A 24,397-nucleotide genomic window follows, 5' to 3' on the forward strand; every position below is an offset into this window, starting at 1 on the left:
AATACGCGGATCAGTTGCGATGGCCATACTCAGTATGCATACTCAGTATTCATGTCGATCAGACACGGACTGCTCGCCCTGCTGAGCAGTGCGCCGCGTTACGGCTATCAGCTCCGGGTGGAATTCGAGGCGTCGACGGGGGCGACCTGGCCGCTCAACATCGGCCAGGTCTACACGACGCTCGCCCGCCTGGAGCGTGACGGCCTGGTGGCGCCCGGCGGAGCCGACGAGCAGGGCAGGGCCGTCTACACGATCACCGAGGCCGGTCGGGAGGAACTGGAGCGATGGTTCAGCACCCCCGTCGACCACTCCGACCGGCCTCGGGACGAACTCGCCATCAAGATCGCGATGGCCGTCGCCGCCACCGACGTGGACGTGGGCGCGGTCATCCTGGCCCAGCGGATGGCGACCATGCGCACGCTCCAGGACCTGACCAGGGCCAAGAGGGCCGCCGGTGACGGCCTCGCCCAGCGGCTCGTCCTGGAATCGATGATCTTCAAGGCCGAGGCCGAGCAGCGCTGGCTCGACCACTGCGAGGCCGTTGTCAAGGAGAAGAACCAATGACTGTGATGGAGCTGCGGGACGTGACCCGCGAGCACGGCCAGGTGCACGCCCTGCGCGGCGTGAGCCTGGAGGTGGCACAAGGGGAGCTCGTCGCGGTCATGGGCCCGTCGGGCTCGGGGAAGTCGACGCTGCTCAACCTGGCCGGCGGCCTCGACCGGCCCACGTCGGGCACGGTCCGGATCGAGGGCCGCGACCTGGCCGGGGTCCGTGACCTGGCCGCGCTGCGACGCGGCAGCGTCGGGTACGTCTTCCAGGACCTCAACCTGATCCCGTCCCTGACGGCCGCCGAGAACGTGATGCTGCCCAGGGAGCTGGACGGCGTCCGCGCCGGCCAGGCCCGCCGGGAGGCGCTGGCCGTCCTGGCCGACGTGGGCGTCGACCAGATCGCCGACCGGTTCCCCGAGGAGATGTCCGGCGGCCAGCGCCAGCGCGTGGCCATCGCCAGGGCGCTGGTCGGCGAGCGGCGGCTGCTGCTGGCCGACGAGCCGACCGGCGCGCTCGACACGGCCACCGGCGACGAGATCCTGCACCTGCTGCGCAACCGCTGCGACGAGGGCGCGGCGGTGCTGCTGGTCACCCACGAGCCGCGCTACGCCGCCTGGGCGGACCGGGTGGTCTACCTGCGGGACGGCCTGGTCGCCGAGGCGTCGGCGGTGCGGATGGAGAGCTCGCGATGAGCGCCTTCCTCGCCGCCCTGCGGATCTCCCGCAGGGACGCGCTGCGCTGCAAGGGCCGCAGCGCCCTGATCATGGTGATGATCGGCCTGCCCGTGCTGGTGATCACGGCGGTGCTCACCGGCGCCGCCACGACCAGCGTCACTCCGAAGGAGCGGGCGGTCACGCGGTTAGGAGCGGCCGACGCTCGCCTGCTCACCTTCGCGTACCGCACCCCGGTCCGGCAGGACGACACCGGCGACTCCGCGTACCAGCCGAAGAGCGGCGGCGCGCAGCGGCCGTGGACGCCCGCGGAGATCAACACGCTGCTCCCCGGCCGCCTGCTGCGCTACCAGACGGGCCTGGCCAGCGTCCGGCTGCCCGACGGCTTCAACCAGGCGGACGTCGTGGAGGTCGACCTGCGCGACCCCATGACGGCCGGGATGCGCACCCTGGAGCAGGGCCGCTACGCCGCCGCGCCCGGCGAGGTGACGATCTCGCCGAAGATGGCCGGCCTGGGCGTCCGGGTGGGCGACACGCTCACCGTGCGGCGGCCGGACCGGACCGCGAAGGTGGTCGGCGTCGCCGAGCACCCCAACCGGCCCGGCAACCTGGAGCTGACCGCCCTGCCCGAGGGTCTGCTCAACCACCAGAACGACGGCAACAGCAGCGGCTGGCTGGTCGACACCGCCGGTCCGGTCCTGCGGTCGAAGATGTCGCAGCTCAATGAGGCGGGCCTCGGCGTCACCTCCCGAGCGGTGCTCGACGCCCAGAAGGACGACTCCCGCGGTAACCCGACCAACACCCGCGACCTGGTCCAGCTCGGCGTGATCATCGTGCTCGTCGTCATGGAGACCGTGCTGCTGGCCGGGCCGGCGTTCGCCGTGGGGCTGCGGCGGCGGCGCAGGGAGCTGGCGGTGATCTCGGCGCAGGGCGGCTCGCCCTGGCACCTGCGCCTGATCGTGCTGGCCGACGGCCTGGTGCTCGGCGGCGCGGCGGCCGTGCTCGGGGGCGCCCTGGGCATCGGCCCCGGCCTGCTCGTCGAGTCGATCGCGGCCAGGGAACTGGACTGGTCGCACGGGCCGGCCGACGTGCCGTGGCTGCCGGTGCTCGGCGTGGCGGCGCTCGGCCTGGTCAGCGGGCTGATCGCGGCGATCGTGCCGGCGGTGCAGGCGAGCCGGCAGAACACCGCGCAGGTCCTGGCCGGCCGGGCCGCGCAGGTCCGGGGGCGGGCCCGGCGTCCGGTGCTCGGGATCGTGCTGGTGGCGGCCGGGCTTGGCGCGATCGGCTACGCCATGACCAGGGGCACGGTGACGATGATCGCGGCCTTCGTGCCGTTCGTGTTCGGCATGGTGGCGTTGATGCCCTGGCTGGTCCAGGCCACCTCGCGGATCGCCGCCCGGCTGCCGCTCCCGCTGCGCCTGTCCGTGCGCGACGCCGCGCGCCACCGCGTCCGTACGGCCTCGGCCACGGCCGCGGTCATGGCGGCGACCATGGGGGCGGTCGCACTCGGCATCGGCAGCAGCAGCGCGTACGCCCAGCAGGAGGAGCAGAGCGTCAAGGTGTTCCCGCTGGGCACCACGGTGATCGGCGGCGCCACGTGGATGGACGGCCAGACGTGGGCCAGGCTGAAGGACGCCGTCCGCGCCCGCTTCCCCGGCACCGACGTCGTCGCCGGTCAGGAGGCGACGGACGCCAAGGGCAGAACCCTCTGGTTGACCGTGCCGCGGACGTGCGAGCCGGCATGCGCGCAGCGGTTCTACGACCGCCCCCCGATCGGCGGCACGGACCTGCTCGCCTTCCTCCAGAAGCGCCGCGACCCGCAGGCGGCCGCCGCGCTGGCGGCGGGCAAGGCCGTGGCGTTCAGCGCGGACGTGGTGAGCGACGGCGTGATCGAGCTGACCGTGAGCGACTGGGACTCCGACACCATCAAGGAGCGCAAGCGGATCCGGATCCCGGCCGTGGTGTCCAGCGGCGCCGACCCCCGGCAGACAGGCGCCGTGATCCCGCCGCAGGCGCTGGCCAAGGCCGGGCTCGGCACAGTGGAGCGGGTGCTCTACACCGCGTCCCTGCCGCAGGACGACCGGCGCATGGAGGCCGACCTGCGGGGTGAGGTGAACGGCAACCTGTTCCTGAACGTCGAGCGGGGGAGGGCGGAGGACCGCGCCGTCACCCTGCTGGTGCTGCTCGGCGCGGCGCTGGTCCTGGTGCTCGGGGGCACGTTCGCGGCCACCGGGCTGGCGGCGGCGGACATGCGTCCCGACCTGAACAACCTGTCGGCGGTCGGCGCGGCGCCCCGGGTACGCAGGCTGGTGGTGGCCGCCCAGGCCGCCTACATCGCGGGCCTGGGCGCGGCGGCCGGCCTCGTCGCCGGCGCGGTGGCCGGTGTCGCGCTGACCTGGCCGATGACCAGGATGGGAGCCGGCGGCATGCGCACGCTGCTGGATGGGCCGGGCACGATCGACGTCCCCTGGTCGTTCCTGGCCGCGGTCGTGCTGGGGCTGCCGCTGGTGGCGGCCGTGGTGGCCGGGCTGTTCACCCGGACGCGACTGGTGCTGGCCCGCCGGGTGGCCTGAGCCGGTACCGCAGCGTCACCAGCACGGACAGGAAGATGATCAGCGCCGGGACCGCGGTCTGCCCGATGAGGACCGCGGTCACGGCGCTGTCCGGCTGCCGGACGGGCGTGCTCGCGTCGGACTCGACGAACCCGCCGATCGACAGGATGACCCCGAAGATCAGCGCCCCGAACGAGCTGACCCCGCTCTCGATGGCCGTCCACAGCCCGGTCAGCACGCCGGCCCGCCGCTTGCCCGACTCGGCGGCGTCCTGGGCGACCACGTCGGCCAGCATCGAGAACAGCATGAGCTCGACCCCGGCGATGCCGATGCCGACGAGCAGGATGGTCAGGTGGGCGTACAAGGGGCCGAACAGCGGGGTCGCCATGGCCGCCGCCGTGCCGCCGCCGAACAGCAGCGCGGCCAGGATCATCGCGCCGCGCTTGTCGAAGCGCCGGGCCAGCCACACCCACAGCGGCATGGTCAGCAGCATCGGCCCGACCAGCGCGGCGAAGAGCGTCTGCGTGCTCTTCGGCGACCCCAGCGTGTACGACGCGAAGTACGGCGCCGCGGCCAGCATCATGCTGACGGCGAGCATCTGCAGGCAGGCCATGACGGTCAGCCACAGGAACGCCCGGTTGCCCCTGATCGCCGCGAACTGCTCGCGCCACCCGCCGTGGTCGGCCTCCGGCGCGCCGGTCATGGGGGCGCGGGCGGTGCCGAAGAACGAGCCGAGCATCGAGGCCAGCAGGATGAGGGCGATCGTCAGGCCCATCAGCCGGTAGCTGCCGAGCGTGCCCTCGTCGCCCTGGCCGGTGGCGATCATCGGGGCCAGCACGCCGCTGATCGCGGTGGCCGCGCCGATGAAGACCATCCGCCACTGCAGCAGCGAGGTGCGCTCGTGGTAGTCGTCGGTCATCTCGCCGGGCATGGCCTTGTACGGCACCTCGTACAGCGCGTACGCGGTCGCCGTCGCCATGAAGCACAGCCCGACGTACAGGGCGGCCGGTATCCCGGTCAGCGGCGGTCCGGCGAAGACGAGGAAGAACGCGACGGGCAGCGTCAGCGACCCGGCCAGCAGCCAGGGGCGGCGCGGCCCCATCCGTGAGACGGTCCGGTCCGACCAGCGGCCGACCAGCGGGTTGATGATCAGGTCCCAGACCTTGGGCGCGGTGACCACCACGCCGGCCAGCCACGCGGGCACGGCCAGGAAGTTGGTCATGTAGTACAGCAGCAGCAGGCCGGGCACGGCGCTGACCGTGGCCGTGCAGAAGGAGCCCACGCCGTAGCCGAGGCGCACGCCCCTGGAGACCGTGGGCGCGCTCACCGGCGATGTGATCATGAGGCCCATTCAAGCCGAGCGAGGGCTTGTTCGGTAGGGCCCAGTTTCCCGGGCCCTGCCGATACGTCCCGCGCGACGGCTACTCGCGCACGTTGGCGCAGACCACGTGCGCGCCGATCTCGATCATGCGGCGTTCGCTGCGCGCGTCGGCGACCCTGGCCATGAGGATCGGCGCGCCGCTGGCCGCGAACTGCGGCAGACGGGCGCGCACCAGGCGGTGCAGGTCGCGGACGACGTCCTCGGCGGCCGACATGTGCACCTTGACGTGCAGCATGATCCCGGTCGCCCCGGACGCGGTGCCGGCCTCGGAGATCCACACGTGGTGCACGAGCGGGAAGTCGCCCAGCAGTTGCGCGATGGCCTGCCGCAGCGCCGGCAGGATCGGGTGCGTGCACCGGCGGTAGCCCGGGTCCACCTGCTGCATCGGCCCCGACAGGTGGGGCCGGGGAGCGGGGACCCACGGCAGCGCGGGCGCCTGCGGGGTGGGCGGGGCCACCTGCGCCAGCGCGGGCACGCGCGAGACGGTGGCCATGGCGCCGGTCGCGTAGGCGGCGGGCGCCGCCCCCGACAGCACGGGTGTGGGCCCCGAACGCGTGCCGGTGAGGAAGCGCTGGAGATCGTCGATGGGCACGGCCGCGGCTGCGGGGCCCGCGGCGTCGATCACGATCTCCGGCACGCCGGTGACGCGCTGGATGTCCAGGATGGTGTCGGCGTCGCACACCGACAGGGAATGACTGCCGCGGTGCCTGGCGTAGGTAGCAGGGCTGGTGTACCCGAGCAGAACCCGGTCACCCGCCTGGGTCGTCCCGAGGACGACCGATCGATCTGGTCGCACTGCCACCAGGACTCCACCGTCGGCGAGGGCCGCCAGCAGGCGATGGGGCGTGCCATGCTGTGCGAGCACGTCGGCAAGCGCAGGATTCCCGATGCTCATATGACGAACCATAGGTAGTCGGCCACGGCTTATCAGGCTAATGGCCAATAAATCCCCCGATCAAGACAAAGATGTGTGCAGAGTGGATGACTTTGCTGCCGGCCGGGTACCGGAGCCGCGTCCAGGGCGTCGGGACGCCGAGCGGGCCGTCTCAAATCGTGGGTCCCTCGTGAACGCGTTCACAAGCGCGGATAGACTCTGAGGGATCCGAGGGGCCCAGCGACGTGTCCCTCCAGCCCGCCGCATGCCCCTAAGGATCCACGCCTGTGAACAAGCCCGTCGTTCTGGTCGCAGAGGAGCTGTCCGAGGCCGGCCTCGCCGTGCTCGGCGCCGATTTCGAGGTCCGCCACACCGACGGAGCGGACCGTTCCCAGCTTCTGCCCGCCCTCGCCGACGTGGACGCCCTGATCGTGCGCTCCGCCACGCAGGTCGACGCCGAGGCCATCGCCGCCGCGCCGAAGCTGCGCGTGGTCGCCCGCGCCGGCGTCGGCCTCGACAACGTCGACGTCGAGGCCGCCACCAAGGCCGGTGTCATGGTCGTCAACGCGCCGACCTCCAACATCACCAGCGCCGCCGAGCAGACCATCGCGCTCATCCTGGCCAGCGCCCGCAACACCGCCCAGGCCCACGCCGCGCTGAAGAACGGGGAGTGGAAGCGCTCCAAGTACACCGGCGTCGAGCTGGACGAGAAGGTCGTCGGCATCCTCGGCCTCGGCAAGATCGGCCAGCTCGTGGCCCAGCGGCTCCAGCCGTTCGGCGTCGAGCTGATCGCCTACGACCCCTACCTGCCGCCGGCCCGCGCCGCGCAGATGGGCGTCAAGCTGCTCAGCCTCGAAGAGGTGCTCAAGCAGGCCGACTTCATCACCGTGCACCTGCCGAAGTCGAAGGAGACCCTCGGGCTCATCGGCGACAAGGAGCTGCACGAGGTCAAGCCGTCCGTGCGGATCATCAACGTGGCCCGTGGCGGCATCGTGGACGAGGCCGCGCTCTACTCGGCGATCAAGGAGGGCCGCGTCGCGGGCGCCGGCCTCGACGTGTTCGCCAAGGAGCCGTGCACCGACAGCCCCCTGTTCGAGCTGGACCAGGTCGTCGCCACGCCGCACCTCGGCGCCTCCACGCACGAGGCCCAGGAGAAGGCCGGCACGCAGGTCGCGCGGAGCGTGAAGCTCGCGCTGGCGGGCGAGTTCGTGCCCGACGCGGTCAACGTCCAGGGCGGTGCGGTGGCCGAGGACGTCAAGCCGGGCCTGCCGCTGGCCGAGAAGCTGGGCCGGGTGTTCACCGCCCTGGCCGGCGAGGTCGCCACCAAGCTCGACGTCGAGGTCCGCGGCGAGATCGCCTCCCAGGACGTGCGGGTCATCGAGCTGGCCGCGCTCAAGGGCGTGTTCGCCGACGTGATCGAGGAGCAGGTCACGTACGTCAACGCGCCGCTGCTGGCCAAGGAGCGGGGCATCAGCGTGGAGCTGGTGACCAGCTCCGAGAGCCCCGACTGGCGCAACGTGGTGACCGTGCGCGGCGTGCTCGCCGACGGCCGTCAGATCTCGGTCTCCGGCACGCTGTCCGGCCCCCGGCAGATCACGAAGATCGTCGAGGTCAACGGCTACGAGATGGAGATCGAGCCGACGGCCCACCTGTCGTTCTTCGCCTACACCGATCGTCCCGGCGTCGTCGGCGTGGTCGGCCGGCTGCTCGGCGAGGCCGGCGTGAACATCGCCTCGATGCAGGTGGCCCGCGACGTCAAGGGCGGCAAGGCGCTCATCGCGCTGACCGTCGACTCGGCCATCCCGGCCGCCGTGATCGACCAGATCGCGGCCGAGATCGGCGCCGAGAGCGGCCGTTCGGTCGACCTGGAGGACTGACCTCGCGACCTGAGGACTGAGCCCCCGATCGCGGGGAAGGCCGTCACCTGGACCGTTCCGGGTGGCGGCCTTTTCTTGTCTCAGAATGCGAGATAGTAGGACATCCAACGAGACAGCGAAACAGTCGCCGGGTACCGTGGGTGGAAATGCGCCAGGTTCTCGTACTCATTACCTGCCGCGGCGGGGCCTGTTAGGGCAGGCCGACGACCCGCCGCGGTGAGTGGTGATGCCGTCGGCCGGTCAGTCCCTTCCCTTCGCACGGTCCGTGATCCGGACCCGCGAGAGCAGGCCCGGTCGGATTCGCGACCGGGGTCCGACGCCCCTTTTCTGGAACGCGCCAGCGAAACGAGATGAGCGACATGTACGAGATGTACGCCTGGAACCGTACCGAAGAGAACGAGAACGAGGCCGCCGAGGCCCTGCAGACCGCCCTCGACCGCAGGGACAACGGCGGCGCACCCCAGAACTCCGCCCGGTAGCGCCGCCCTCAGGCCCGCGCCGCGGCGTGGGCCAGGGCGAGCGCGCCGAGCAGCGGCGCGTCGTCCGTGAACCGGCCGGGCCGGATCTCCGGCGGGAACGGCACGGCGCGCCGCACCTCTTCGGCCAGCCTGGGCACGATCAGCCCGGCCGCGCCCATCATGCCGCCGCCCACGACCAGCACCTCGGGGTCGAGGGTGACGCACAGGTTCGCCACGGTCATGGTCAGCACCGACAGCGCCCGCGCCACCAGCTCCGCCAGCGGTCCGGAACGCGCGGCGAGCATCTCCTGCGCCGTGGTCGCGCGGCCGAGCAGCGCGCCGCCCCTGGCCGCCAGCCCCGCGCCGGAGACCAGTTCCTCCAGCGGCACCCGCCCGTCGGCGAAGGCCGCCTGCCCCGGCGTGACCTGGAGGTAGCCGATCTCGCCCGCCGCGCCGTGCGCGCCGGGCACCACCCGGCCGCCGACCACCAGGGCCGCCGCCAGGCCGGTGCCGAGGTTGAGGTAGACGCCCGTGGAGACGCCGCGCAGCGCGCCCCACCGCAGCTCGGCCGCCGCCGCCGCGTTCACGTCGTTGTCGATGGCCACCGGCGTCGCGCCGAACTCCTCGCGCAGCAGCCTGGGCAGCTCCAGCCCCTCCCAGCCGGGGACGTTCGGCGCCAGGCGCACCACGCCGTCCCTGATCACCCCGCAGGTGGAGAAGCCGACCGCGGCCGGCCGGCCGTCCAGGGCGCGGGCGGCGGCCAGGGCCCGGACGAGCGTGTCCGGCCCGGTCTCCAGCCGGGTGCGGCCGGCCACCACGGGCCCGTCGGAGCCCGAGACCCCGATCGCGACCTTGGTCCCGCCGACGTCGATGCCCAGGACCCGGCTCACCGGGCGGCGCCCCTGCGGGCCAGCGAGTCGATCGCCACCGCCAGGGCCAGCACGCCGGCCGTCACCATGAACCGGACGGAGGAGTCCACGCTCAGCAGGTACATGCCGTTGGTGATCGACTGGATGACCAGCACCCCGAGCAGCGCGGCGTAGGCCCGCCCGCGCCCGCCGAACAGGGACGTGCCGCCGATGACGGCCGTGGCGATGGCCATGAGCAGGATGTCGCTGCCGCCCGACCCCTGGTTGACCGCCGACAGCCGGCTGGCCGCCAGCACGCCGCCCGCCGCCGCCAGCGTCGAGGCCAGCACGAACGCCAGGATCCTGATCCTGGTCACGTTGATGCCCGCGCGCCTGGCGGCCTCGGCGTTGCCGCCGACGGCGTACAGGTGACGGCCGAACGCGGTGTGCCGCAGGACCAGGTCGAGCAGCACCACCAGCGCGCCGAAGAGCACCAGCAGCAGCGGCACGCCGCGGTCGGCCGACATGACCGCCACCGCCGCGCCGAGCACCACCGCCAGCCCGCCCGCCGTCACGGGAACCTGCCAGGCCGGCGCCACGGGCAGCCCGGCGGCCAGCCGCGCCCGCCTGGCCAGCGTGGCGATCCCGGCGTGACCGCCCGCCAGCCCGACCACCAGCGCCCAGGACAGCCATCCCGGCAGCCAGGTGTCGCTCAGGCCCGAGATGAACCCGTTGAACGGCAGGTTGATCGTCCCGCCTTGGCGCAGCAGGTAGAGCAGCAGCCCGAGCCAGCCCATCAGCCCGGCCAGCGTGACCACGAACGACGGCATCCGCAGCTTGGTCAGCATGAGGCCGTGCAGCAGCCCGATCGCCGCGCCGGCCGCCAGCGCCAGCAGGATGGCGAGCAGGGCGTTCCAGCCCTGCTTGACGTGCGCGATCGTCATGATCGTGGCGCACAGGCCGCTGACCGAGCCGGCCGACAGGTCGATCTCGCCCAGCAGCAGGACCATGATGACGCCGAGCGCGATCGTGCCCGTGGCGGCCATCTGGAGTGCCAGGTTGGTGAGGTTCTCGGGCGACAGGAAACGCTCGTTGAGCGTGCTGAACACGATCGTGATCGCCACCAGGCCGCCGACCACCGGCCAGGCGCCGGCCTCTCCCTGGCGCAGCCGTCCGGTCACCGTGATCGGCATCGCCGTCATTCGCCCGCTCCTGTGATCGCGGCCACGATCTCCTCGCGGGAGGCGTCGGCCGTACGGAACTCACCGGCGTTGCGTCCGAGACGCAGCACCACCACCCGGTCGCTCACCTCGCGCACGTCGGCGAGGTTGTGCGAGATGACCAGCACCGCGAGGCCGCGCTCGCGCAACCGCCGGATCAGCGCCAGCACCTGGGCCGTCTGCTCGACGCCGAGCGCGGCGGTCGGCTCGTCCAGGATGACCAGGCGGGGTTCGCCGAGCAGCGCCCTGGCGATGGCCACCGACTGCCGCTGGCCGCCCGACAACGTCGACACCGGCACCCTGATGTCGCCGATGCGCACGTCGAGCTGGGCGAGCAGGTCGCGGGTCGCGCGTTCCATGCTCAGGTGGCGCAGCACCGACCAGCGGCGGCGTTCGGCGCCGAGGAACAGGTTGGCCACGACGTCGAGGTTCTCGCAGAGCGCGAGGTCCTGGTAGACGGTCGAGATGCCGAGCGCCTGCGCGTCGTGCGGGGTGGCGACGCGCACCGGCACGCCGTCCACCGTGATCTCGCCCGCGTCCGGCACGACCGCGCCGGAGATGGTCTTGACCAGCGTCGACTTGCCCGCGCCGTTGTCGCCCATGAGCGCCACGACCTCGCCGGGACGCAGTTCCAGCCCTGCCCCGTCGAGCGCCCGCACCGCTCCGTACCGTTTGGAGATCCCGGTCGCCGCGATCATCTACTCGATGCCCGCCTTCGCGCAGGCGGCCTTGACCTCGGCCGTGCAGATCTGGTCGGCCCGGTAGAACCCGTCCTTCACGATGGTGTCCTTGATCTTGTCGGCGGTGACCGCGATGGGGTCGAGGAGGAAGGCCGGGATGTCGGCCGTGCCGTTGTTCACCTTGGAGGTGGCGGCGGGCTGCTCGCCCTTGGTCAGGGCGACGGCCAGCTCGGCGGCCTTCTCCGCCTCTCTCCTGATGTCCAGGTAGATGGTCATGTACTGCTCGCCGGTGAGGATGCGCTGCACGGCGGCCAGTTCGGCGTCCTGGCCGGTGATAGGCGGCAGCTCCTTGTAGCCGGCGCGCTTCATGGCCGCGATGGCGCCGCCCGCCATGCCGTCGTTGGCCGACAGCACGCCGACGATCTGGCCCCGGCCGATGGCGGTGATCGCCTGCTCCATCTGCTGCTGCGCCTTGTCGGGGCTCCAGTCGGGGGTGTCGAACTCCCTGCCGACCTTGACCCTGCCGTCCAGGACGCTCTTGGCGCCCCTCTTGTAGTCGGCCGAACTGGGGTCGGTGGGCGAGCCGTGGATCATCACGATCTGGCCCTTGGCCGTGGTGCCCTTGGCGTTCATGGCGTCGAGCAGCGCCTGACCCTGCATCTCGCCCACCCGTACGTTGTTGAACGAGACGTAGTAGGCGTAGTCGATGCCCGAGATCAGCCGGTCGTAGGCGACCACCGGGACCTTCTTCTGCCTGGCCTGGTTGACCAGGGGCGCGACCGCGTTGGCGTCCACGGCGTCCAGGACGAGCACGTCGGCGTCCTGGGTGAGCGCAGCCTCGACCTGTTGTTGTTGTTTGGCCGCGTCCTGCTCGGCGTTGCCGTAGATCACCTTGCAGGCGGGGCACAACGCCTTGACCTTGGCCTCGAAGAGGGGGCGGTCGAAGGCTTCGTACCGGGTGGTCTTGGATTCGGGCAGGAACAGGGCGATCGTCCCGCCCTGCCGCGGCCCGCCGGCCTGAGTGGCCGTCGTGCCGGTGGTGGTGCTGCTGTTCCCGCAGGCGGCGGCCAGCAGGACCGCCGCTGCGGGGATGAGTCGCCAAGCTCGGTGCATCGCACTTCGTCCTCTCAGAAGATGCCCGCCCCCGCTTGGTAAGAAAGGTAGTTTACTATCAGGCGTGTTGGCTAGAGTGCACCTCGGAGGGAGGCCGGACATGCGACGCGACCTGGCGAATCCACGGCTGCTGCGGGTGCTCAACGAGCGCCGTCTGCTCGACCAGCTGCACGAGCACGGCCCCGCCTCGCGCGCCGACCTGGCCAAGAGCACCGGCCTGTCCAAGCCCACGGTCTCGGCCGCCCTGGCGGGGCTGGCCGAGGACGGCCTGGTCCACCTGGTGGGCGAGGTCTCCGGGCGGCCCGGCCCGGTCTCCTCGCTCTACGACGTGAACGCCGCCTCCACCCACGTCGCCGGCATCGACATCGGCCGCGACTGGATCAGGGTCGCCGTGGCCGACCTGCGCGGCACGTTCGCCGGGCGTACCGACGGCCGCAACACGGCCCGCACCTCCGCCGAGCTGGCCGTGCTGGTCGGCGAGCTGGCCCGGGCGGCGGCCCGCGAGGCCGAGGTCGAGTGGCGCTCGATCACCTGCGCGGTGGTGGGCTCGCCCGGCGTGTACGACCCCGTGCGCGGCGGCCTCGACTTCGCCCCCAACCTGCCCGGCCCGCCTGACCTGGCCGACCGGTTGCACGCCGCCCTGGGCGTCGACCTCGTCATCGAGAACGACATCAACCTGGCCGCCGTCGGCGAGCACGTCCACGGGGCCGGGCGGGGCAAGGCCAACTTCGCCCTGGTGTCCATCGGCACCGGCGTCGGCATGGGCATCGTGATCAACGGCGAGCTGTACGTCGGGGCGCGGGGGGCGGCGGGCGAGGTCTCCTACATCCCGGCTGCCGAGGACCCTCCCGCCTCCGTCCCGCCCGCCGCCCCTTTCGCGCAGGATGCCGATTTCCTCGCGCACGACGGCGACCCCTTCACGCACGGGGCCACCGAGGCGGCCACCTCCGCGCCCGGTGTGGTGCGCGCCGCGCGGGCGGCCGGGCTGGAGCTGGAGACGGCGAGGGAGGTCTTCGCCGCCGCCGCCGAGGGGAACGAGGCGGCCAGGTCGGTGGTGGAGGCCGAGGGCCGCCGCATCGGCGGGCTGCTGGTGGCCGTGGCCGCCGTGCTCGATCCGGAGGTGATCGTGCTGAGCGGGGGAGTGGGGCGCAACCTCGACCTGCTGGGCGCGTCCGTGGAGCGGCGCATCGCCGAGCTCGGGCCGTTGCGCCCGCGGGTGGTGGCCAGCGCGCTGGGCGACAGCGGCGTGCTGCTGGGCGCGGTCGCCCACGCCAAGGCCCGCGCCTGGGACCTCATCTTCGACGCCCGCAAACACTGACCCCAGCCCCGCCCCCGCAGGGCCGGTGGCTCCGCGCCCTGGGGTCCCGACACCCAGCCTGGAGCACCTTTGGGGGGTTTGGGGCGATGCGGGGGACTTACGATGAGGAGGTGGCCGGCCTCCTTCGTTCCGTGTGGCGCGAGCCTCGTCCTCCCGGCCCGCCGGTGCGGGTGTGGCGCGACTGGGCGCTCGTCGCGGCGCTCGTGCCGGCCGCGGTGATCGAGGGCGTGTTCCGGCCCGACCTGCGGTGGCCGGTGATCTCGACGGCCGTCACGGTCGCGCTGATCCCCACGCTGCTGTGGCGCAGGACCAGGCCGCTGCTCATGGTCGCGCTCGTCTTCGGCGCCACCACCGTGGCCCCGCTGCTGACCGGTGGCCAGCCGGTGGAGACGTACACGCTGGCGTTCGTCACGATCGTGCTCTACGCGCTGTTCCGGTGGGGTTCGGGACGCGAGGCCGTGATCGGGATGGCGGCCGGGCTGGTCGCGGTCGGCCTGTCGCTGGCCTCCGGACGGATGGCGCCCGGCGACGTCGTCCCGGCGCTCGGCGTGCTGGTCGCGACCGTCGGGCTGGGCAGCGCCTTCCGCTACCGGGCCGGCGCGCGGCTGCGCGAGCTCGATCAGGTCAAACTGCTCGAACGCGAACAGCTCGCCCGCGACCTGCACGACACCGTCGCCCACCACGTCTCGGCCATGGCCATCCGCGCCCAGGCGGGCCTGGCCACCGCCGCCTCCGAGCCGGGCGCGGCCACCGACGCGCTGCGGGTGATCGAGGCCGAGGCGTCGCGCACGCTCGCCGAGATGCGGGCCATGGTCCGGGTGCTGCGCAGGAACGAGCCGGCGGAGCTGACCCCGGGCCGCCACCTCGACGACCTGCGGCGGCTCGCCGGACGCCCGCGCGTCGGCCCGGCCGTCGAGGTGGAGATCGCGGACGGGCTCGGCGACCTGCCGCCCTCGGCCGGCGCGGCGCTCTACCGCATCGCCCAGGAGTCGATCACCAACGCCCGGCGGCACGCTCGCCACGCCACCCACATCACCGTCCGGGTCACCGCCGACGACGCCGCCGTACGCCTGACCGTGAGCGACGACGGCGACCGCGCCGGCGGGGTCGCCGCCCCCGGCTACGGCCTGATCGGCATGATCGAACGCGCCGCCCTGCTCGGCGGCACCTGCGAGGCGGGCCCCAACCCCAACCGCGGCTGGACGGTCACCGCCGTCCTGCCGAAAGAGACCGCATGAACGCCCGGCGGGAGGCCGCGCGCGTGCGTGAGGAGGCGGCGTGAGCAAGCGGCCGGAGGCTGCGGGAAGTGGCCCGGAGGGGGCGGCGGCCATCCGGGTGCTGGTCGCCGACGACCAGGAGATCGCCCGCACCGGGCTCAGGATGATCCTCGACGCCCAGCCCGGCATCGAGGTCGTCGGCGAGGCCGGGAACGGCAGGCGGGCCGTCGAGCTGGCCCGCCGCCTGCGCCCCGACGTGTGCCTGTTCGACATCCGCATGCCCGGCCTCGACGGCATCGCGGCCACCCGCGAGCTGGCCGGGCCCGACGTCGCCGACCCCATGGCGGTCGTCGTGATCACCACGTTCGACCTCGACGAGTACGTCTACGCCGCCCTGCGCGCCGGGGCCAGGGGTTTCCTGCTCAAGGACGCCGGCCCGGCGCTGCTCGCCCAGGCGGTGACCGCGGCGGCCGGCGGCGAGGCGCTCATCGCCCCGAGCGTGACCGCGCGCCTGCTTGCCGCGTTCGCCGGAGCCGGGCGCACGGAGGCGCCCGCGCAGCCGGTCGAGGCGCTCACCGGCCGCGAGGAGGAGATCCTGCGCGCCGTGGCCCGCGGCCGGACCAACAGCGAGATCGCCCGCGAGCTGCACATCTCGCTCAGCACGGTCAAGAGCCACGTCGCGAGCCTGATGACCAAGCTCGGCGTGCGCAACCGCGTCGAGATCGCCATGTGGGCCTACGAGACCGACCGCGTACGCACCTGATCTCCGCGACCTCTGCGACCTCTGCGACCTCTGCGGGCTCTGTGGACGGCCCACTCGGCCACCGCCAGGTTGATCACCCAGCCCGCGCCGACGAGCAGGGCCCGCCCGAGCTCGCCGGGCGGCCCGAAGGCGGCAGCGCCGAACGCCAGGGTGAACGCCTGCGTGCCCGCGCCGAGCCCGATCGCGTACCCGCGGGTCATCCAGGCGCGATGCCGGGCCACGTCACGCCGCCGGATCGCGGCCAGGCCGAGCAGGAGGCAGACGGCCATGCCCGTCCCGAACAGCAGGCGGAAGGCGGCCAGCAGCGTCCCGTCGCCGGCGGGAAGGTCGGAGAAGAGCGTCAGCCACAACCCCGACAGCGCCGCGACCAGCCCGCACGCCACCAGCACCCGCCCGGCCGCGCGGTGCCACCCCGGTCGCCCGGCCCGGAACCGGGCCTGGAACTGGAACGTGCCGAGGACGCAGAACGCCAGCGAAGCCGGGATGTGCAGCAGCACCGGCACGGGCATGGCGAAGAAACGCGCGTTGTCCGCCGTGACCGGGGCGCCGGCGGCCAGTTCGGTCAGCCGGAGTGCGCCGGCGACCAGCGGGACGACGCTGAGCGCGAGCAGCCCGGCGGGTGCGATCCATCTCATGCCTGAGAGCGTGCCGCCCGCGCCCGTGCCCGGTCATCGCGCGGACGGCCCGTCCCGGTTCGCACCATCGGCGGGCGGGCGGTCGTACTTTCGGCCATCGAGCCGTCGCCTTTCGACCGTTGAGCGTCCGCGCAGGTCACGCCCACACTGGCGGCACATCAGCGGCACATCAGCGGCACGAGGGAGAAAACGATGAAGGCGTACGTCCTGCGCTCGTTCGGCTCGCCCGACCAGCTCGTCCTGACCGACGTCGAGCGGCCCGTGCCGCGCGACGACGAGGTGCTGGTCCGGGTGCGGGCCACGTCCGTGCAGCCCTACGACTGGCACTTCATGCGGGGGCAGCCGTACCTGGCCCGGATCATGGGCGGCGGGGTCGGGCTGCGCCGGCCGCGTATCGCCGTCCTCGGGGCCGACGTGGCGGGGGAGGTCGAGGCGGCCGGCAAGGACGTCACGCTGTTCCGTCCCGGCGACGAGGTGTACGCCATGTCGCTGGGGGGCGGCTTCGGCGAGTACGTCTGCCTGCGGCAGGGCGAGGTGGCGCCCAAACCGGCGGGACTGTCGTTCGAGCAGGCGGCGGCGGTGCCGATGGCGGCCAACACCGCGCTGATCGCGCTGCGCGACGAGGGACGCCTCCAGCCGGGCCAGAAGGTGCTGGTCAACGGCGCGTCCGGCGGCGTGGGCACGTTCGCCGTGCAGCTCGCCAAGGCGCTGGGGGCGCACGTCACGGGCGTGTGCAGCGGGCGGAACGCGGACCTGGTGCGCTCGCTCGGCGCGGACGACGTCATCGACCACACCAAGGAGGACTTCGCGGCCTCGGGCCGGCGCTTCGACCTGCTGCTCGACGTGGCGGGCGGTCGCCGGCTCGCGGACTGCCGCCGGGTGCTGACCAGGAAGGGCACGTACGTGCTGGTCGGCGGGCCGGCCGGCCGCTGGGTGCAGCCGGCCGGCCACATGTTCGCCGCGCTCGCGTCGGGGCCCTTCGTCCCGCAGCGGATCGTCAGGGCGGACGTCGTCCGCTGCGGGAGCAACAGGGCGAACCTGCTGACGCTGACCGGGCTGATCGAGCGGGGCGCGGTCACCCCGGTCATCGACAGGACCTTCCCCTTCGGCGAGCTCCCGGCGGCCGTCCGCTACCAGGAGGAGGGGCACGCCCCGGGGAAGGTCGTCGTCACAGGGTCGCGGTGAGCATGGCGGGGGCGGGGGCCTTCTGGAGCTGCTTGTAGTCGGCCCAGCGCTTGACGCCCTTGGGGTCGGGGCGTACCGCGCCGACGAAGGCCTGCCTGCGCCACTGCGACAGGCGTTCCTCCTTCACCACGTCGCCGGTGTGGGGGGAGTGGACCATGTAGCCGGGTTTGGAGATCATGCCGACGTGGCCGAGGCCGCTGAAGAACACCAGGTCGCCTGGTTTGAGGTCCTTCCAGGAGATCTTCCTGGAGAAGGCGCCGTACTGCTCCGCGGCGGTTCTGGGGAGCTCGATGCCGGCGTCCTCGTAGGCCCGGAGCATGAGGCCCGAGCAGTCGTAGCCCCGTTCGCTGGCGCCGCCCCACACGTACGGGGTGCCGCGCTTGTCCATGGCGTATTCGAGGGCGACCTTCCAGGCCGGTTTCGGCACGTGCCGTTCCTGGACCTGTTTCACCTGGGGGCCGGTGAGGGTGACGGAGGGGGCGGGGGCGGCCGGAGCGGCCGGAGCGGCGGGAGCCGCGGGGGCGGCAGGCGCGAGACCTGCGGCGCCCGCTGCCACCGCCAAAAAGATGGCGATGCTAGACAGGGGACTGTCCTTCCACGTGGCCGACCGGGTTAGCTGACGGGCTCGGGCCTGGAAGTAGCCCTACGGCGACGCTCTCGGGGGAGAGGCGCAGCCGATTCGCCCCGGGGGGAAAGATGGGTCCCCGGCTCCACGCAGCGGCTGCGTGGATTAGGCTCGTCGGACTCTAACGAAACGGTCAAAAGGTCGCAATCCCCCCAAAACGGATTGTCCGGTTGTTGAGATGATGTGTTCGTCAGCCGAGACGAGCCGGTAAGGTACCGCCCATGGAGTCGCGTAACATCCGCCTGGCCGTCATCCCCGGGGATGGCATCGGCGCCGAGGTCGTAGCCGAAGGGCTCAAGGTCCTGGAGGCCGTGGGCACGAAGATCGAGCCCACCCACTACGACCTGGGCGCAGCCCGCTACCACCGCACGGGCGAGACGCTGCCCGACGCGGTGCTCGAAGAGCTGCGCGGCTACGACGCGATCCTGCTCGGCGCCGTGGGCGACCCCAGCGTGCCGCCCGGCATCCTGGAGCGCGACCTGCTGCTCAAGCTCCGGTTCGAGTTCGACCACTACGTCAACCTGCGGCCGGTCAAGCTGTTCCCCGGCGTCGAGACCGCGCTGGCCGGCGCCACCGCCGAGCACATCGACATGGTCGTCGTCCGCGAGGGCACCGAGGGCCTCTACGCGGGCACCGGCGGCGTCATGCGCCGCGGCACGCCGCACGAGATCGCCACCCAGGAGTCGCTGAACACCGCCCACGGCGTCGAGCGCGTCGTGCGTTACGCCTTCCAGAAGGCTCAGTCGCGGCCTCGCAAGAAGCTCACGCTCGTCCACAAGACGAACGTGCTCACCTTCGCCGGCGACCTGTGGCAGCGCACGGTCAACCGCGTGGCCGCGGAGTTCCCCGACGTCACCACCGACTACAGCCACATCGACGCGGCCTCGATGTTCTTCGTCACCCAGCCCGAGCGCTTCGACGTGATCGTCACCGACAACCTGTTCGGCGACATCATCACCGACCTCGGCGCCGCGATCGCCGGCGGCATCGGCCTGGCGGCCAGCGGCAACATCAACCCCGAGCGCACCTCGCCGAGCATGTTCGAGCCGGTGCACGGCAGCGCGCCCGACATCGCCGGTCAGGGCAAGGCCGACCCGACCGCCACCATCCTGTCCGTGGGCATGCTCCTCGACCACCTCGGCCTGCACGCCGAGGCCGCCAAGGTCGAGCAGGCCGTGGCCGCCGACATCGCCGAGCGGGTGACCGGCCGCGCCGGCCGCACGACCAGCGAGATCGGCGACGACATCGCCGCGCGAGTAGCCGGCTAGGACCGCCTAGCCCCGCACGCGCCTGGCGGTCCGAACGCGGACTGCCAGGCGCTTTTTCGCGTTCTTCGGGATTGAACCCCCCAAGTGCCTCTTGCCATCCCAAATCGCGAGACACTAGGAAGTACGAATACTGCTCGCGGGCAGTAGCTACCAGAATCAGCTTTCGAGTCGCAGATTCGTAGAGAGAAGGACCGTCGTCATGACCATCGCTCAGAAGCTCAGCTTCGACGTGCAGCATTCCGACCACGCTCGCACCGCGGCCGAGCGGGAGCAGGTACTGGCGAACCCCGGGTTCGGGCAGGTCTTCACCGACCACATGATCTCGATCGACTACACCGACGGCGAGGGCTGGCACGACGCCAGGCTCATGCCGTACGGGCCGCTCTCGCTCGACCCCGCGACCTCGGTCTTCCACTATGCGCAGGAGCTGTTCGAGGGCCTGAAGGCGTACCGGCAGATCTCCGGTTCGATCGCGACCTTCCGCCCGTACGCGAACGCCGCCCGCTTCAACCGCTCGGCCGAGCGCATGGCCATGCCCGAACTGCCGGAGGAGGCGTTCGTCGAGTCGCTGGAGCTGCTGGTCTCGGCCGACAAGGAGTGGGTGCCGACCACCGAGGGCCACAGCCTCTACCTGCGCCCGTTCATGTTCGCCACGCAGGCCGGGCTCGGCGTCAACTATCCGTCGAAGACCTACAAGTACATGGTGATCGCCTCGCCGGCGGCCTCGTACTTCAGCGGCGGCATCAAGCCCGTCTCGGTCTGGCTGTCCACCGAGTACACGCGCGCCGCGCCCGGCGGCACCGGCTTCGCCAAGTGCGGCGGCAACTACGCCGCCGCCTTCGTCGCCCAGCGCCAGGCCGTCGACAACGGCTGCGACCAGGTCGTCTGGCTCGACGCCCACAAGCACGAGTACGTCGAGGAGATGGGCGGGATGAACCTGTTCTTCGTCTTCGGCAACAAGCTCGTCACCCCGGCGCTCACCGGCACCCTGCTGCCCGGCATCACCCGGGAGTCGATCCTGGAGATGGCCGGCGACCTCGGCCTGGAGGCCGAGGAGCGGCTGGTCTCGGTGGACGAGTGGGAGTCCGCCTGCGCCTCCGGCGAGCTGACCGAGGTGTTCGCGTGCGGCACCGCCGCCGTGGTCACGCCGGTGGGGTCGGTCAGGGGCGACGACCGCGCCTGGACCATCGCCGACGGCACCCCCGGCCCGGTGACGATGCGGGTGCGCGAGGAGCTCGTCGGCATCCAGTACGGCGCCCGCCCCGACACCCGCAACTGGATCCACAAGATCGGCTAGACGCGCGGACGGCCGGCGTTCAGGCGCCGGCCTCCGTCAGGGCCGCGGTGTCGACGTGGAGGTTCCACGGGTCGGGCAGGAACACCGGCTCGCCCAGGGAGACGACGTTCTCGCTGCGGTAGCGCCGCCCGCCCGGCCCGCCGAACAGCGTCACCAGCCGCTGGAACGGGTCGATCACCAGGTAGAGCGGCACCCCGCCGCGCGCGTAACCGCCCGTCTTGACGAAGTGCACGTCGTACGTCGTGGCCACCGAGACGACGTCCACGAGCAGGATCGTCGAGGCGCCGTGGACGGCGTGCTCCTCGTGCAGACGCGGCCGGGGCGGGACCACGGCCAGGTCGGGCACGTAGAGGTCGTGGCCGGGGCCCAGGTAGACGGTGATGTTCGGCCAGATCTCCCAGCCCCGGACCGCCGCCGCGGTGGCGAGCTGGAACAACGTCCGGGACAGGATCGTGTTGTGCTGCCAGGTGCCCGGCTCGTTCACCACGATCCTGCCCTGGACCGTCTCGATGCGGAACTCGGGGAACAGCTCGCGCACGGTGCGGTAGCGCTCTTCCAGGGGCCTGACCATGCCGCCGTCCTCATGCTTCGCCGGGGGGTTTCCGAAGGATCACTCAGAGTAACGGCGGCGGCGTCCCGCGATCTAGTGGTTCTTCCTGATCATCGTGATCCCGTCGGCGACCGGCAGCATGACCACGCTCACCCGCGGGTCCTCGATCACCAGGTCGTTAAACTCGCGGATCTGCACCGTCGTCGTCTCCGAGTGCGCCGGGTCGGCCACGTGCCCGCTGCGCAGCGTGTTGTCGGCCAGCAGCAGGCCGCCCGGCCGCAGCCGCTCGACCAGCAACTCGTAGTAACCGGGGTAGTTGCCCTTGTCGGCGTCGAGGAAGGCCAGGTCGATCGGCTCGTCGAACGCGGCCAGCGTCTCCAGGGCGGGCCCGAGCGTCAGCGAGACGCGGTCGGTCACGCCGGCCCGCTCCCAGTAGCGCCGGGCGATCGACGTCCACTCCTCGCTCACGTCGAAGCAGTGCAGCCGCCCGCCGGACAACCCCCGCGCGATGCACACCGACGAGTAGCCGGTGAACGTGCCCACCTCGACCGCCACGGCCGGGGCCGTGAGCTGGGTCAGCATGGTGAGGAACCGGCCCTGGTCGGCGGAGATCTGCATCCTGGCGGCGTCGCCCGTCGCCTCGGCGGTCTCCCGCGCCAGCTCGTCGAGCAGGGGGTCGGGCGGGGTGGAGTGGTCGAGGATGTACCGGCCCACCGCGGGGTCGAGGAGGTTCGCCTTCATGAAGGTCATTCTCCCCTCACAGCGTTCTCTCATCGTCATCAGGTACCAATGAGGGAGCCGCCCCGGCCGGCTGTCCGGAGAGGGGTTCCGGCGTTGGTAGGGTCTGCGCGATCGGTGAGCTGGAAGTGGGCGGATGATGAAGCGGTTGGTTGCGGTCGTGGTCGCGTGTGCGGCGCTGGTGGTGCTGGGTGTGCTGGCCTTCTCGGAGCCGGGTGAGACGGCCGGGTCGGTACGCCTGACCAGGCAGCTCGACGGTTCGATGGTGCTGGCCGACAGGTCCAGCCACGCACCCGTCCTCGACGTGTACGAGGACTTCGACTGCCCGATCTGCAAGGAGATGCACGCCAAGGTCGACGGCACGATCCAGAAGCTGGCCAGGGAGGGCAGGCTCAAGGTCGTCTTCCACCCCGTGACGATCTTCCAGGACGAGCCCATGCGCTCCAACTCCATCAGGGCCGCGGCCGCCGCCCGATGCGTGCCGGAGGAGAACTGGCTGGCCTTCAGGGACGAGCTCTACGCCATGCAGCCCGCCCCGCACGGCTCGGCCTCGGGCTTCACCGTGGCGGAGCTGGTGGCCGCCGCCAGGAAGGCCGGCGCCTCGGTGGACGAGTGCGTGACCTCGCAGTCGTACGCCAAGACCCACCTGGCGGAGACCTCGAAGATCCGCATCCAGGGCACGCCGACCGTCCTGCTCGACGGGCAGCAGCTCGGCAACGAGGTGTTCGACCCGGCGGCGCTCGAACGAGCCGTCACCGGGGGCGCGGGCGTGCAAGTGTAAAGCTCGTGTCCACAAGTTGAGACCGATGTGCCAGATGGTGAATCCCTGTGGCAGACTGACAGGCACCATGTTCTACGGTCTGCTCATTATCGGCAGGCGCGCTGGCTGACAAAGGGACACCGCCAGCGCGCAGACCTCTCACGTCCGTGAGGGGTCTTTTTGTTTTCCAGAACACGGATCCGAAAGAAGAGACTTCATGGCCGACGACCGCTTCCACGTCTACGACACGACCCTGCGCGACGGCGCGCAGCAGGAAGGACTCAACCTCACCGTCGTCGACAAGCTCGCCATCGCACGGCAGCTGGACAGCCTGGGCGTCGGTTTCATCGAGGGGGGCTGGCCGGGCGCCAACCCCAAGGACACAGAGTTCTTCAGGCGCGCTCGAACAGAGCTCGACCTGAAGCACGCGCAGCTCGCCGCGTTCGGCGCGACCCGCCGGGCCGGTGTGAAGGCCGCCGACGACCCATTGGTAGCCGCATTGCGCGAATCCGGCGCGCCGGTCGTGACCCTTGTCGCCAAGAGCCACGACCGGCACGTGGAGCTGGCCCTCCGCACGACTCTCCAGGAGAACCTCGCGATGATCCGCGACACGGTCTCTCACCTTCGTGCGGAGGGACAGCGAGTCTTCCTCGACGCCGAGCACTTCTTCGACGGCTACACCTCCAACCCAGCCTACGCGCTGGAGGTACTGCGGACCGCCGCCGAAGCCGGGGCCGACGTCATCGCCCTGTGCGACACGAACGGCGGCATGCTGCCCGACGAGCTGGCCGACACCGTGCACGCGGCCGTCCAGACCGGGGCCCGCGTCGGCATCCACTGCCACGACGACACCGGCTGCGCCGTCGCCAACACCCTCGCCGCGGTCAAGGCGGGCGCCACGCACGTCCAGGGCTGCGCCAACGGCTACGGCGAGCGCTCCGGCAACGCCAACCTCTTCACCGTCGTCGCCAACCTCCAGCTCAAGCGCGGCTTCGACCTCGTGCCGCGGGAGGCGCTGGCGGACATGACGCGCATCGCCCACGCGATCACCGAGGTCACCAACGTCACCCCCAACTCGCACGCCCCCTACGTCGGCATGTCCGCCTTCGCCCACAAGGCCGGCCTGCACGCCAGCGCCATCAAGGTCGACCCCAACCTCTACCAGCACATCGACCCGGCCGCCGTGGGCAACGACATGCGCATGCTCGTCTCCGACATGGCCGGCCGCGCCTCCGTCGAGCTCAAGGGCCGCGAGCTGGGCTACGAGCTGACCCCCGAGCACACCAAGACGCTCGTCGAGCGGGTCAAGGAGCTGGAGTCGCAGGGCTTCACCTTCGAGGCCGCGGACGCGTCGTTCGAGCTGCTGCTGCGCGACACCGTCCAGGGGGCGCGCCGGCGGCACTTCGAGGTGGAGTCGTGGCGGGTCATCGTCGAACGGACCAAGGGCGGCGAGCTGGTCAGCGAGGCCACCGTCAAGCTGCACGCCAAGGGCGAGCGCATCGTCGCCACCGGCGAGGGCAACGGCCCCGTGAACGCCCTGGACAAGGCCGTACGGCAGGGGCTCGAACAGCTCTACCCCGAGCTGGCCCGGCTGGAGCTGGTGGACTACAAGGTGCGCATCCTCGAAGGCACCCACGGCACGGACGCCGTCACCCGCGTCCTCATCACCTCCAGCGACGACACCGCCGAGTGGGCGACGGTGGGGGTGGCCGAGAACATCATCGACGCCTCCTGGCAGGCGCTGGAGCAGGCGGTCACGTACGGCCTGCTGCGCGCGGGCCGCGACTGCGGCTGACCCGGGCGGACCCACTGGGCGCT

General features: G+C 71.9%; 23 protein-coding genes and 1 riboswitch. Of the genes, 13 read left to right on the top strand and 10 right to left on the bottom strand.

Annotation, left to right across the window (positions count from 1 at the left end):
• Positions 1 to 51: 51 nt before the first annotated feature.
• The 3 genes from AB0J76_RS31975 to AB0J76_RS31985 are packed head-to-tail and all read left to right on the top strand — an operon-like array spanning position 52 to position 3,793.
• Complete coding sequence (locus AB0J76_RS31975; protein WP_352318985.1) at positions 52 to 564, top strand: helix-turn-helix transcriptional regulator; 513 nt, start codon at positions 52 to 54, stop codon at positions 562 to 564.
• Positions 561 to 1,241, top strand: coding sequence for an ABC transporter ATP-binding protein (locus AB0J76_RS31980; protein WP_352318987.1), 681 nt, complete (start codon positions 561 to 563; stop codon positions 1,239 to 1,241). Before AB0J76_RS31975 ends, AB0J76_RS31980 begins: the two co-directional genes overlap by 4 nt.
• Entirely contained in the window at positions 1,238 to 3,793 is a 2,556-nt protein-coding gene (locus AB0J76_RS31985; protein ID WP_352318989.1) for an FtsX-like permease family protein, read from the top strand. Before AB0J76_RS31980 ends, AB0J76_RS31985 begins: the two co-directional genes overlap by 4 nt.
• Here the strand turns inward: AB0J76_RS31985 and AB0J76_RS31990 are convergent.
• Positions 3,753 to 5,114, bottom strand: a complete 1,362-nt coding sequence (locus AB0J76_RS31990) for an MFS transporter (RefSeq protein WP_352318991.1) — start codon at positions 5,112 to 5,114, stop codon at positions 3,753 to 3,755. The genes AB0J76_RS31985 and AB0J76_RS31990 overlap by 41 nt on opposite strands.
• Positions 5,115 to 5,193: 79 nt before the next feature.
• Positions 5,194 to 6,018 carry a hypothetical protein gene (locus tag AB0J76_RS31995; RefSeq protein WP_352318993.1) on the bottom strand — a complete coding sequence of 275 codons (825 nt, stop codon included), beginning with the start codon at positions 6,016 to 6,018 and terminating at the stop codon, positions 5,194 to 5,196.
• 296 nt (positions 6,019 to 6,314) lie between these two features.
• Between AB0J76_RS31995 and serA the strand changes: the two genes are divergently transcribed.
• Positions 6,315 to 7,904 carry a phosphoglycerate dehydrogenase gene (gene serA, locus AB0J76_RS32000; RefSeq protein WP_352318994.1) on the top strand — a complete coding sequence of 530 codons (1,590 nt, stop codon included), beginning with the start codon at positions 6,315 to 6,317 and terminating at the stop codon, positions 7,902 to 7,904.
• A 350-nt stretch (positions 7,905 to 8,254) separates the two neighbouring features.
• On the top strand, positions 8,255 to 8,383 hold the full coding sequence (locus AB0J76_RS32005; protein ID WP_352318996.1) for a hypothetical protein: 129 nt from the start codon (positions 8,255 to 8,257) through the stop codon (positions 8,381 to 8,383).
• A gap of 8 nt (positions 8,384 to 8,391) precedes the next feature.
• Here the strand turns inward: AB0J76_RS32005 and AB0J76_RS32010 are convergent, their stop codons facing one another.
• The 4 genes from AB0J76_RS32010 to AB0J76_RS32025 are packed head-to-tail and all read right to left on the bottom strand — an operon-like array spanning position 8,392 to position 12,223.
• Positions 8,392 to 9,252 carry an ROK family protein gene (locus tag AB0J76_RS32010; protein ID WP_352318998.1) on the bottom strand — a complete coding sequence of 287 codons (861 nt, stop codon included), beginning with the start codon at positions 9,250 to 9,252 and terminating at the stop codon, positions 8,392 to 8,394.
• Entirely contained in the window at positions 9,249 to 10,412 is a 1,164-nt protein-coding gene (locus tag AB0J76_RS32015; RefSeq protein ID WP_352319000.1) for a sugar ABC transporter permease, read from the bottom strand. The genes AB0J76_RS32010 and AB0J76_RS32015 overlap by 4 nt, the downstream gene beginning before the upstream one ends.
• Positions 10,409 to 11,128, bottom strand: a complete 720-nt coding sequence (locus AB0J76_RS32020; protein WP_352319002.1) for an ATP-binding cassette domain-containing protein — start codon at positions 11,126 to 11,128, stop codon at positions 10,409 to 10,411. Before AB0J76_RS32020 ends, AB0J76_RS32015 begins: the two co-directional genes overlap by 4 nt.
• Complete coding sequence (locus AB0J76_RS32025) at positions 11,129 to 12,223, bottom strand: sugar ABC transporter substrate-binding protein (RefSeq protein ID WP_352319004.1); 1,095 nt, start codon at positions 12,221 to 12,223, stop codon at positions 11,129 to 11,131.
• A gap of 100 nt (positions 12,224 to 12,323) precedes the next feature.
• Between AB0J76_RS32025 and AB0J76_RS32030 the strand changes: the two genes are divergently transcribed.
• From AB0J76_RS32030 to AB0J76_RS32040, 3 genes are all read left to right on the top strand, one after another.
• Positions 12,324 to 13,541 carry an ROK family transcriptional regulator gene (locus tag AB0J76_RS32030; RefSeq protein WP_352319006.1) on the top strand — a complete coding sequence of 406 codons (1,218 nt, stop codon included), beginning with the start codon at positions 12,324 to 12,326 and terminating at the stop codon, positions 13,539 to 13,541.
• Between the two features lie 110 nt (positions 13,542 to 13,651).
• The gene (locus tag AB0J76_RS32035) at positions 13,652 to 14,779 is read left to right on the top strand and encodes a histidine kinase (RefSeq protein ID WP_352319008.1); all 1,128 of its coding nucleotides are present in this window, start codon (positions 13,652 to 13,654) and stop codon (positions 14,777 to 14,779) included.
• A gap of 40 nt (positions 14,780 to 14,819) precedes the next feature.
• On the top strand, positions 14,820 to 15,521 hold the full coding sequence (locus AB0J76_RS32040; protein WP_352319010.1) for a response regulator transcription factor: 702 nt from the start codon (positions 14,820 to 14,822) through the stop codon (positions 15,519 to 15,521).
• On the opposite strand, the gene AB0J76_RS32045 is transcribed toward AB0J76_RS32040, so the two are convergent.
• Entirely contained in the window at positions 15,494 to 16,156 is a 663-nt protein-coding gene (locus AB0J76_RS32045; RefSeq protein WP_352319012.1) for a DUF2306 domain-containing protein, read from the bottom strand. The two genes, AB0J76_RS32040 and AB0J76_RS32045, sit on opposite strands and share 28 nt — an antisense overlap.
• 192 nt (positions 16,157 to 16,348) lie before the next feature.
• Here AB0J76_RS32045 and AB0J76_RS32050 point away from each other — a divergent pair, with 192 nt between their 5' ends.
• Complete coding sequence (locus AB0J76_RS32050) at positions 16,349 to 17,341, top strand: NAD(P)-dependent alcohol dehydrogenase (RefSeq protein ID WP_352319014.1); 993 nt, start codon at positions 16,349 to 16,351, stop codon at positions 17,339 to 17,341.
• Here AB0J76_RS32050 and AB0J76_RS32055 read toward each other — a convergent pair.
• Complete coding sequence (locus tag AB0J76_RS32055) at positions 17,325 to 17,897, bottom strand: C40 family peptidase (protein ID WP_352319016.1); 573 nt, start codon at positions 17,895 to 17,897, stop codon at positions 17,325 to 17,327. The genes AB0J76_RS32050 and AB0J76_RS32055 overlap by 17 nt on opposite strands.
• A gap of 30 nt (positions 17,898 to 17,927) precedes the next feature.
• Positions 17,928 to 18,088, bottom strand: a riboswitch (cyclic di-AMP (ydaO/yuaA leader).
• A gap of 99 nt (positions 18,089 to 18,187) precedes the next feature.
• Here AB0J76_RS32055 and AB0J76_RS32060 point away from each other — a divergent pair.
• Together AB0J76_RS32060 and AB0J76_RS32065 are read left to right on the top strand one after the other, a co-directional pair.
• Positions 18,188 to 19,234 carry a 3-isopropylmalate dehydrogenase gene (locus AB0J76_RS32060; RefSeq protein ID WP_352319018.1) on the top strand — a complete coding sequence of 349 codons (1,047 nt, stop codon included), beginning with the start codon at positions 18,188 to 18,190 and terminating at the stop codon, positions 19,232 to 19,234.
• Between the two features lie 199 nt (positions 19,235 to 19,433).
• The gene (locus AB0J76_RS32065) at positions 19,434 to 20,531 is read left to right on the top strand and encodes a branched-chain amino acid aminotransferase (RefSeq protein ID WP_352319020.1); all 1,098 of its coding nucleotides are present in this window, start codon (positions 19,434 to 19,436) and stop codon (positions 20,529 to 20,531) included.
• Positions 20,532 to 20,550: 19 nt separating this feature from the next.
• Here the strand turns inward: AB0J76_RS32065 and AB0J76_RS32070 are convergent, their stop codons facing one another.
• Both AB0J76_RS32070 and AB0J76_RS32075 read right to left on the bottom strand, forming a co-directional pair.
• Positions 20,551 to 21,102, bottom strand: coding sequence for a Uma2 family endonuclease (locus AB0J76_RS32070; protein WP_352319022.1), 552 nt, complete (start codon positions 21,100 to 21,102; stop codon positions 20,551 to 20,553).
• 72 nt (positions 21,103 to 21,174) lie between these two features.
• Entirely contained in the window at positions 21,175 to 21,822 is a 648-nt protein-coding gene (locus AB0J76_RS32075; RefSeq protein WP_352319024.1) for an O-methyltransferase, read from the bottom strand.
• A 133-nt stretch (positions 21,823 to 21,955) separates the two neighbouring features.
• On the opposite strand from AB0J76_RS32075, the gene AB0J76_RS32080 reads away from it, so the two are divergent.
• Complete coding sequence (locus AB0J76_RS32080; protein WP_352319026.1) at positions 21,956 to 22,600, top strand: thioredoxin domain-containing protein; 645 nt, start codon at positions 21,956 to 21,958, stop codon at positions 22,598 to 22,600.
• Between the two features lie 196 nt (positions 22,601 to 22,796).
• Positions 22,797 to 24,374 carry a citramalate synthase gene (cimA, locus tag AB0J76_RS32085; RefSeq protein WP_352319028.1) on the top strand — a complete coding sequence of 526 codons (1,578 nt, stop codon included), beginning with the start codon at positions 22,797 to 22,799 and terminating at the stop codon, positions 24,372 to 24,374.
• The last annotated feature ends 23 nt before the right edge of the window (positions 24,375 to 24,397 follow it).

The organism is Nonomuraea sp. NPDC049624, from assembly GCF_040675255.1.
In the GTDB taxonomy this organism is placed as follows: Bacteria; Actinomycetota; Actinomycetes; order Streptosporangiales; family Streptosporangiaceae; genus Nonomuraea.

Bases quoted from the DNA above. Each gene is read 5' to 3' on its own strand.
- AB0J76_RS32030 (WP_352319006.1), top strand. From the start codon at position 12,324: ATGCGACGCGACCTGGCGAATCCACGGCTGCTGCGGGTGCTCAACGAG.
- AB0J76_RS32050 (WP_352319014.1), top strand. From the start codon at position 16,349: ATGAAGGCGTACGTCCTGCGCTCGTTCGGCTCGCCCGACCAGCTCGTC.
- AB0J76_RS31990 (WP_352318991.1), bottom strand. From the start codon at position 5,114: ATGATCACATCGCCGGTGAGCGCGCCCACGGTCTCCAGGGGCGTGCGC.
- AB0J76_RS32015 (WP_352319000.1), bottom strand. From the start codon at position 10,412: ATGACGGCGATGCCGATCACGGTGACCGGACGGCTGCGCCAGGGAGAG.
- AB0J76_RS31985 (WP_352318989.1), top strand. From the start codon at position 1,238: ATGAGCGCCTTCCTCGCCGCCCTGCGGATCTCCCGCAGGGACGCGCTG.
- AB0J76_RS32080 (WP_352319026.1), top strand. From the start codon at position 21,956: ATGATGAAGCGGTTGGTTGCGGTCGTGGTCGCGTGTGCGGCGCTGGTG.
- cimA (WP_352319028.1), top strand. From the start codon at position 22,797: ATGGCCGACGACCGCTTCCACGTCTACGACACGACCCTGCGCGACGGC.
- AB0J76_RS32060 (WP_352319018.1), top strand. From the start codon at position 18,188: ATGGAGTCGCGTAACATCCGCCTGGCCGTCATCCCCGGGGATGGCATC.
- AB0J76_RS32065 (WP_352319020.1), top strand. From the start codon at position 19,434: ATGACCATCGCTCAGAAGCTCAGCTTCGACGTGCAGCATTCCGACCAC.
- AB0J76_RS32075 (WP_352319024.1), bottom strand. From the start codon at position 21,822: ATGAAGGCGAACCTCCTCGACCCCGCGGTGGGCCGGTACATCCTCGAC.
- AB0J76_RS32070 (WP_352319022.1), bottom strand. From the start codon at position 21,102: ATGGTCAGGCCCCTGGAAGAGCGCTACCGCACCGTGCGCGAGCTGTTC.
- AB0J76_RS32005 (WP_352318996.1), top strand. From the start codon at position 8,255: ATGAGCGACATGTACGAGATGTACGCCTGGAACCGTACCGAAGAGAAC.
- AB0J76_RS32045 (WP_352319012.1), bottom strand. From the start codon at position 16,156: ATGAGATGGATCGCACCCGCCGGGCTGCTCGCGCTCAGCGTCGTCCCG.
- AB0J76_RS31975 (WP_352318985.1), top strand. From the start codon at position 52: ATGTCGATCAGACACGGACTGCTCGCCCTGCTGAGCAGTGCGCCGCGT.
- AB0J76_RS32020 (WP_352319002.1), bottom strand. From the start codon at position 11,128: ATGATCGCGGCGACCGGGATCTCCAAACGGTACGGAGCGGTGCGGGCG.
- AB0J76_RS32025 (WP_352319004.1), bottom strand. From the start codon at position 12,223: ATGCACCGAGCTTGGCGACTCATCCCCGCAGCGGCGGTCCTGCTGGCC.
- AB0J76_RS31980 (WP_352318987.1), top strand. From the start codon at position 561: ATGACTGTGATGGAGCTGCGGGACGTGACCCGCGAGCACGGCCAGGTG.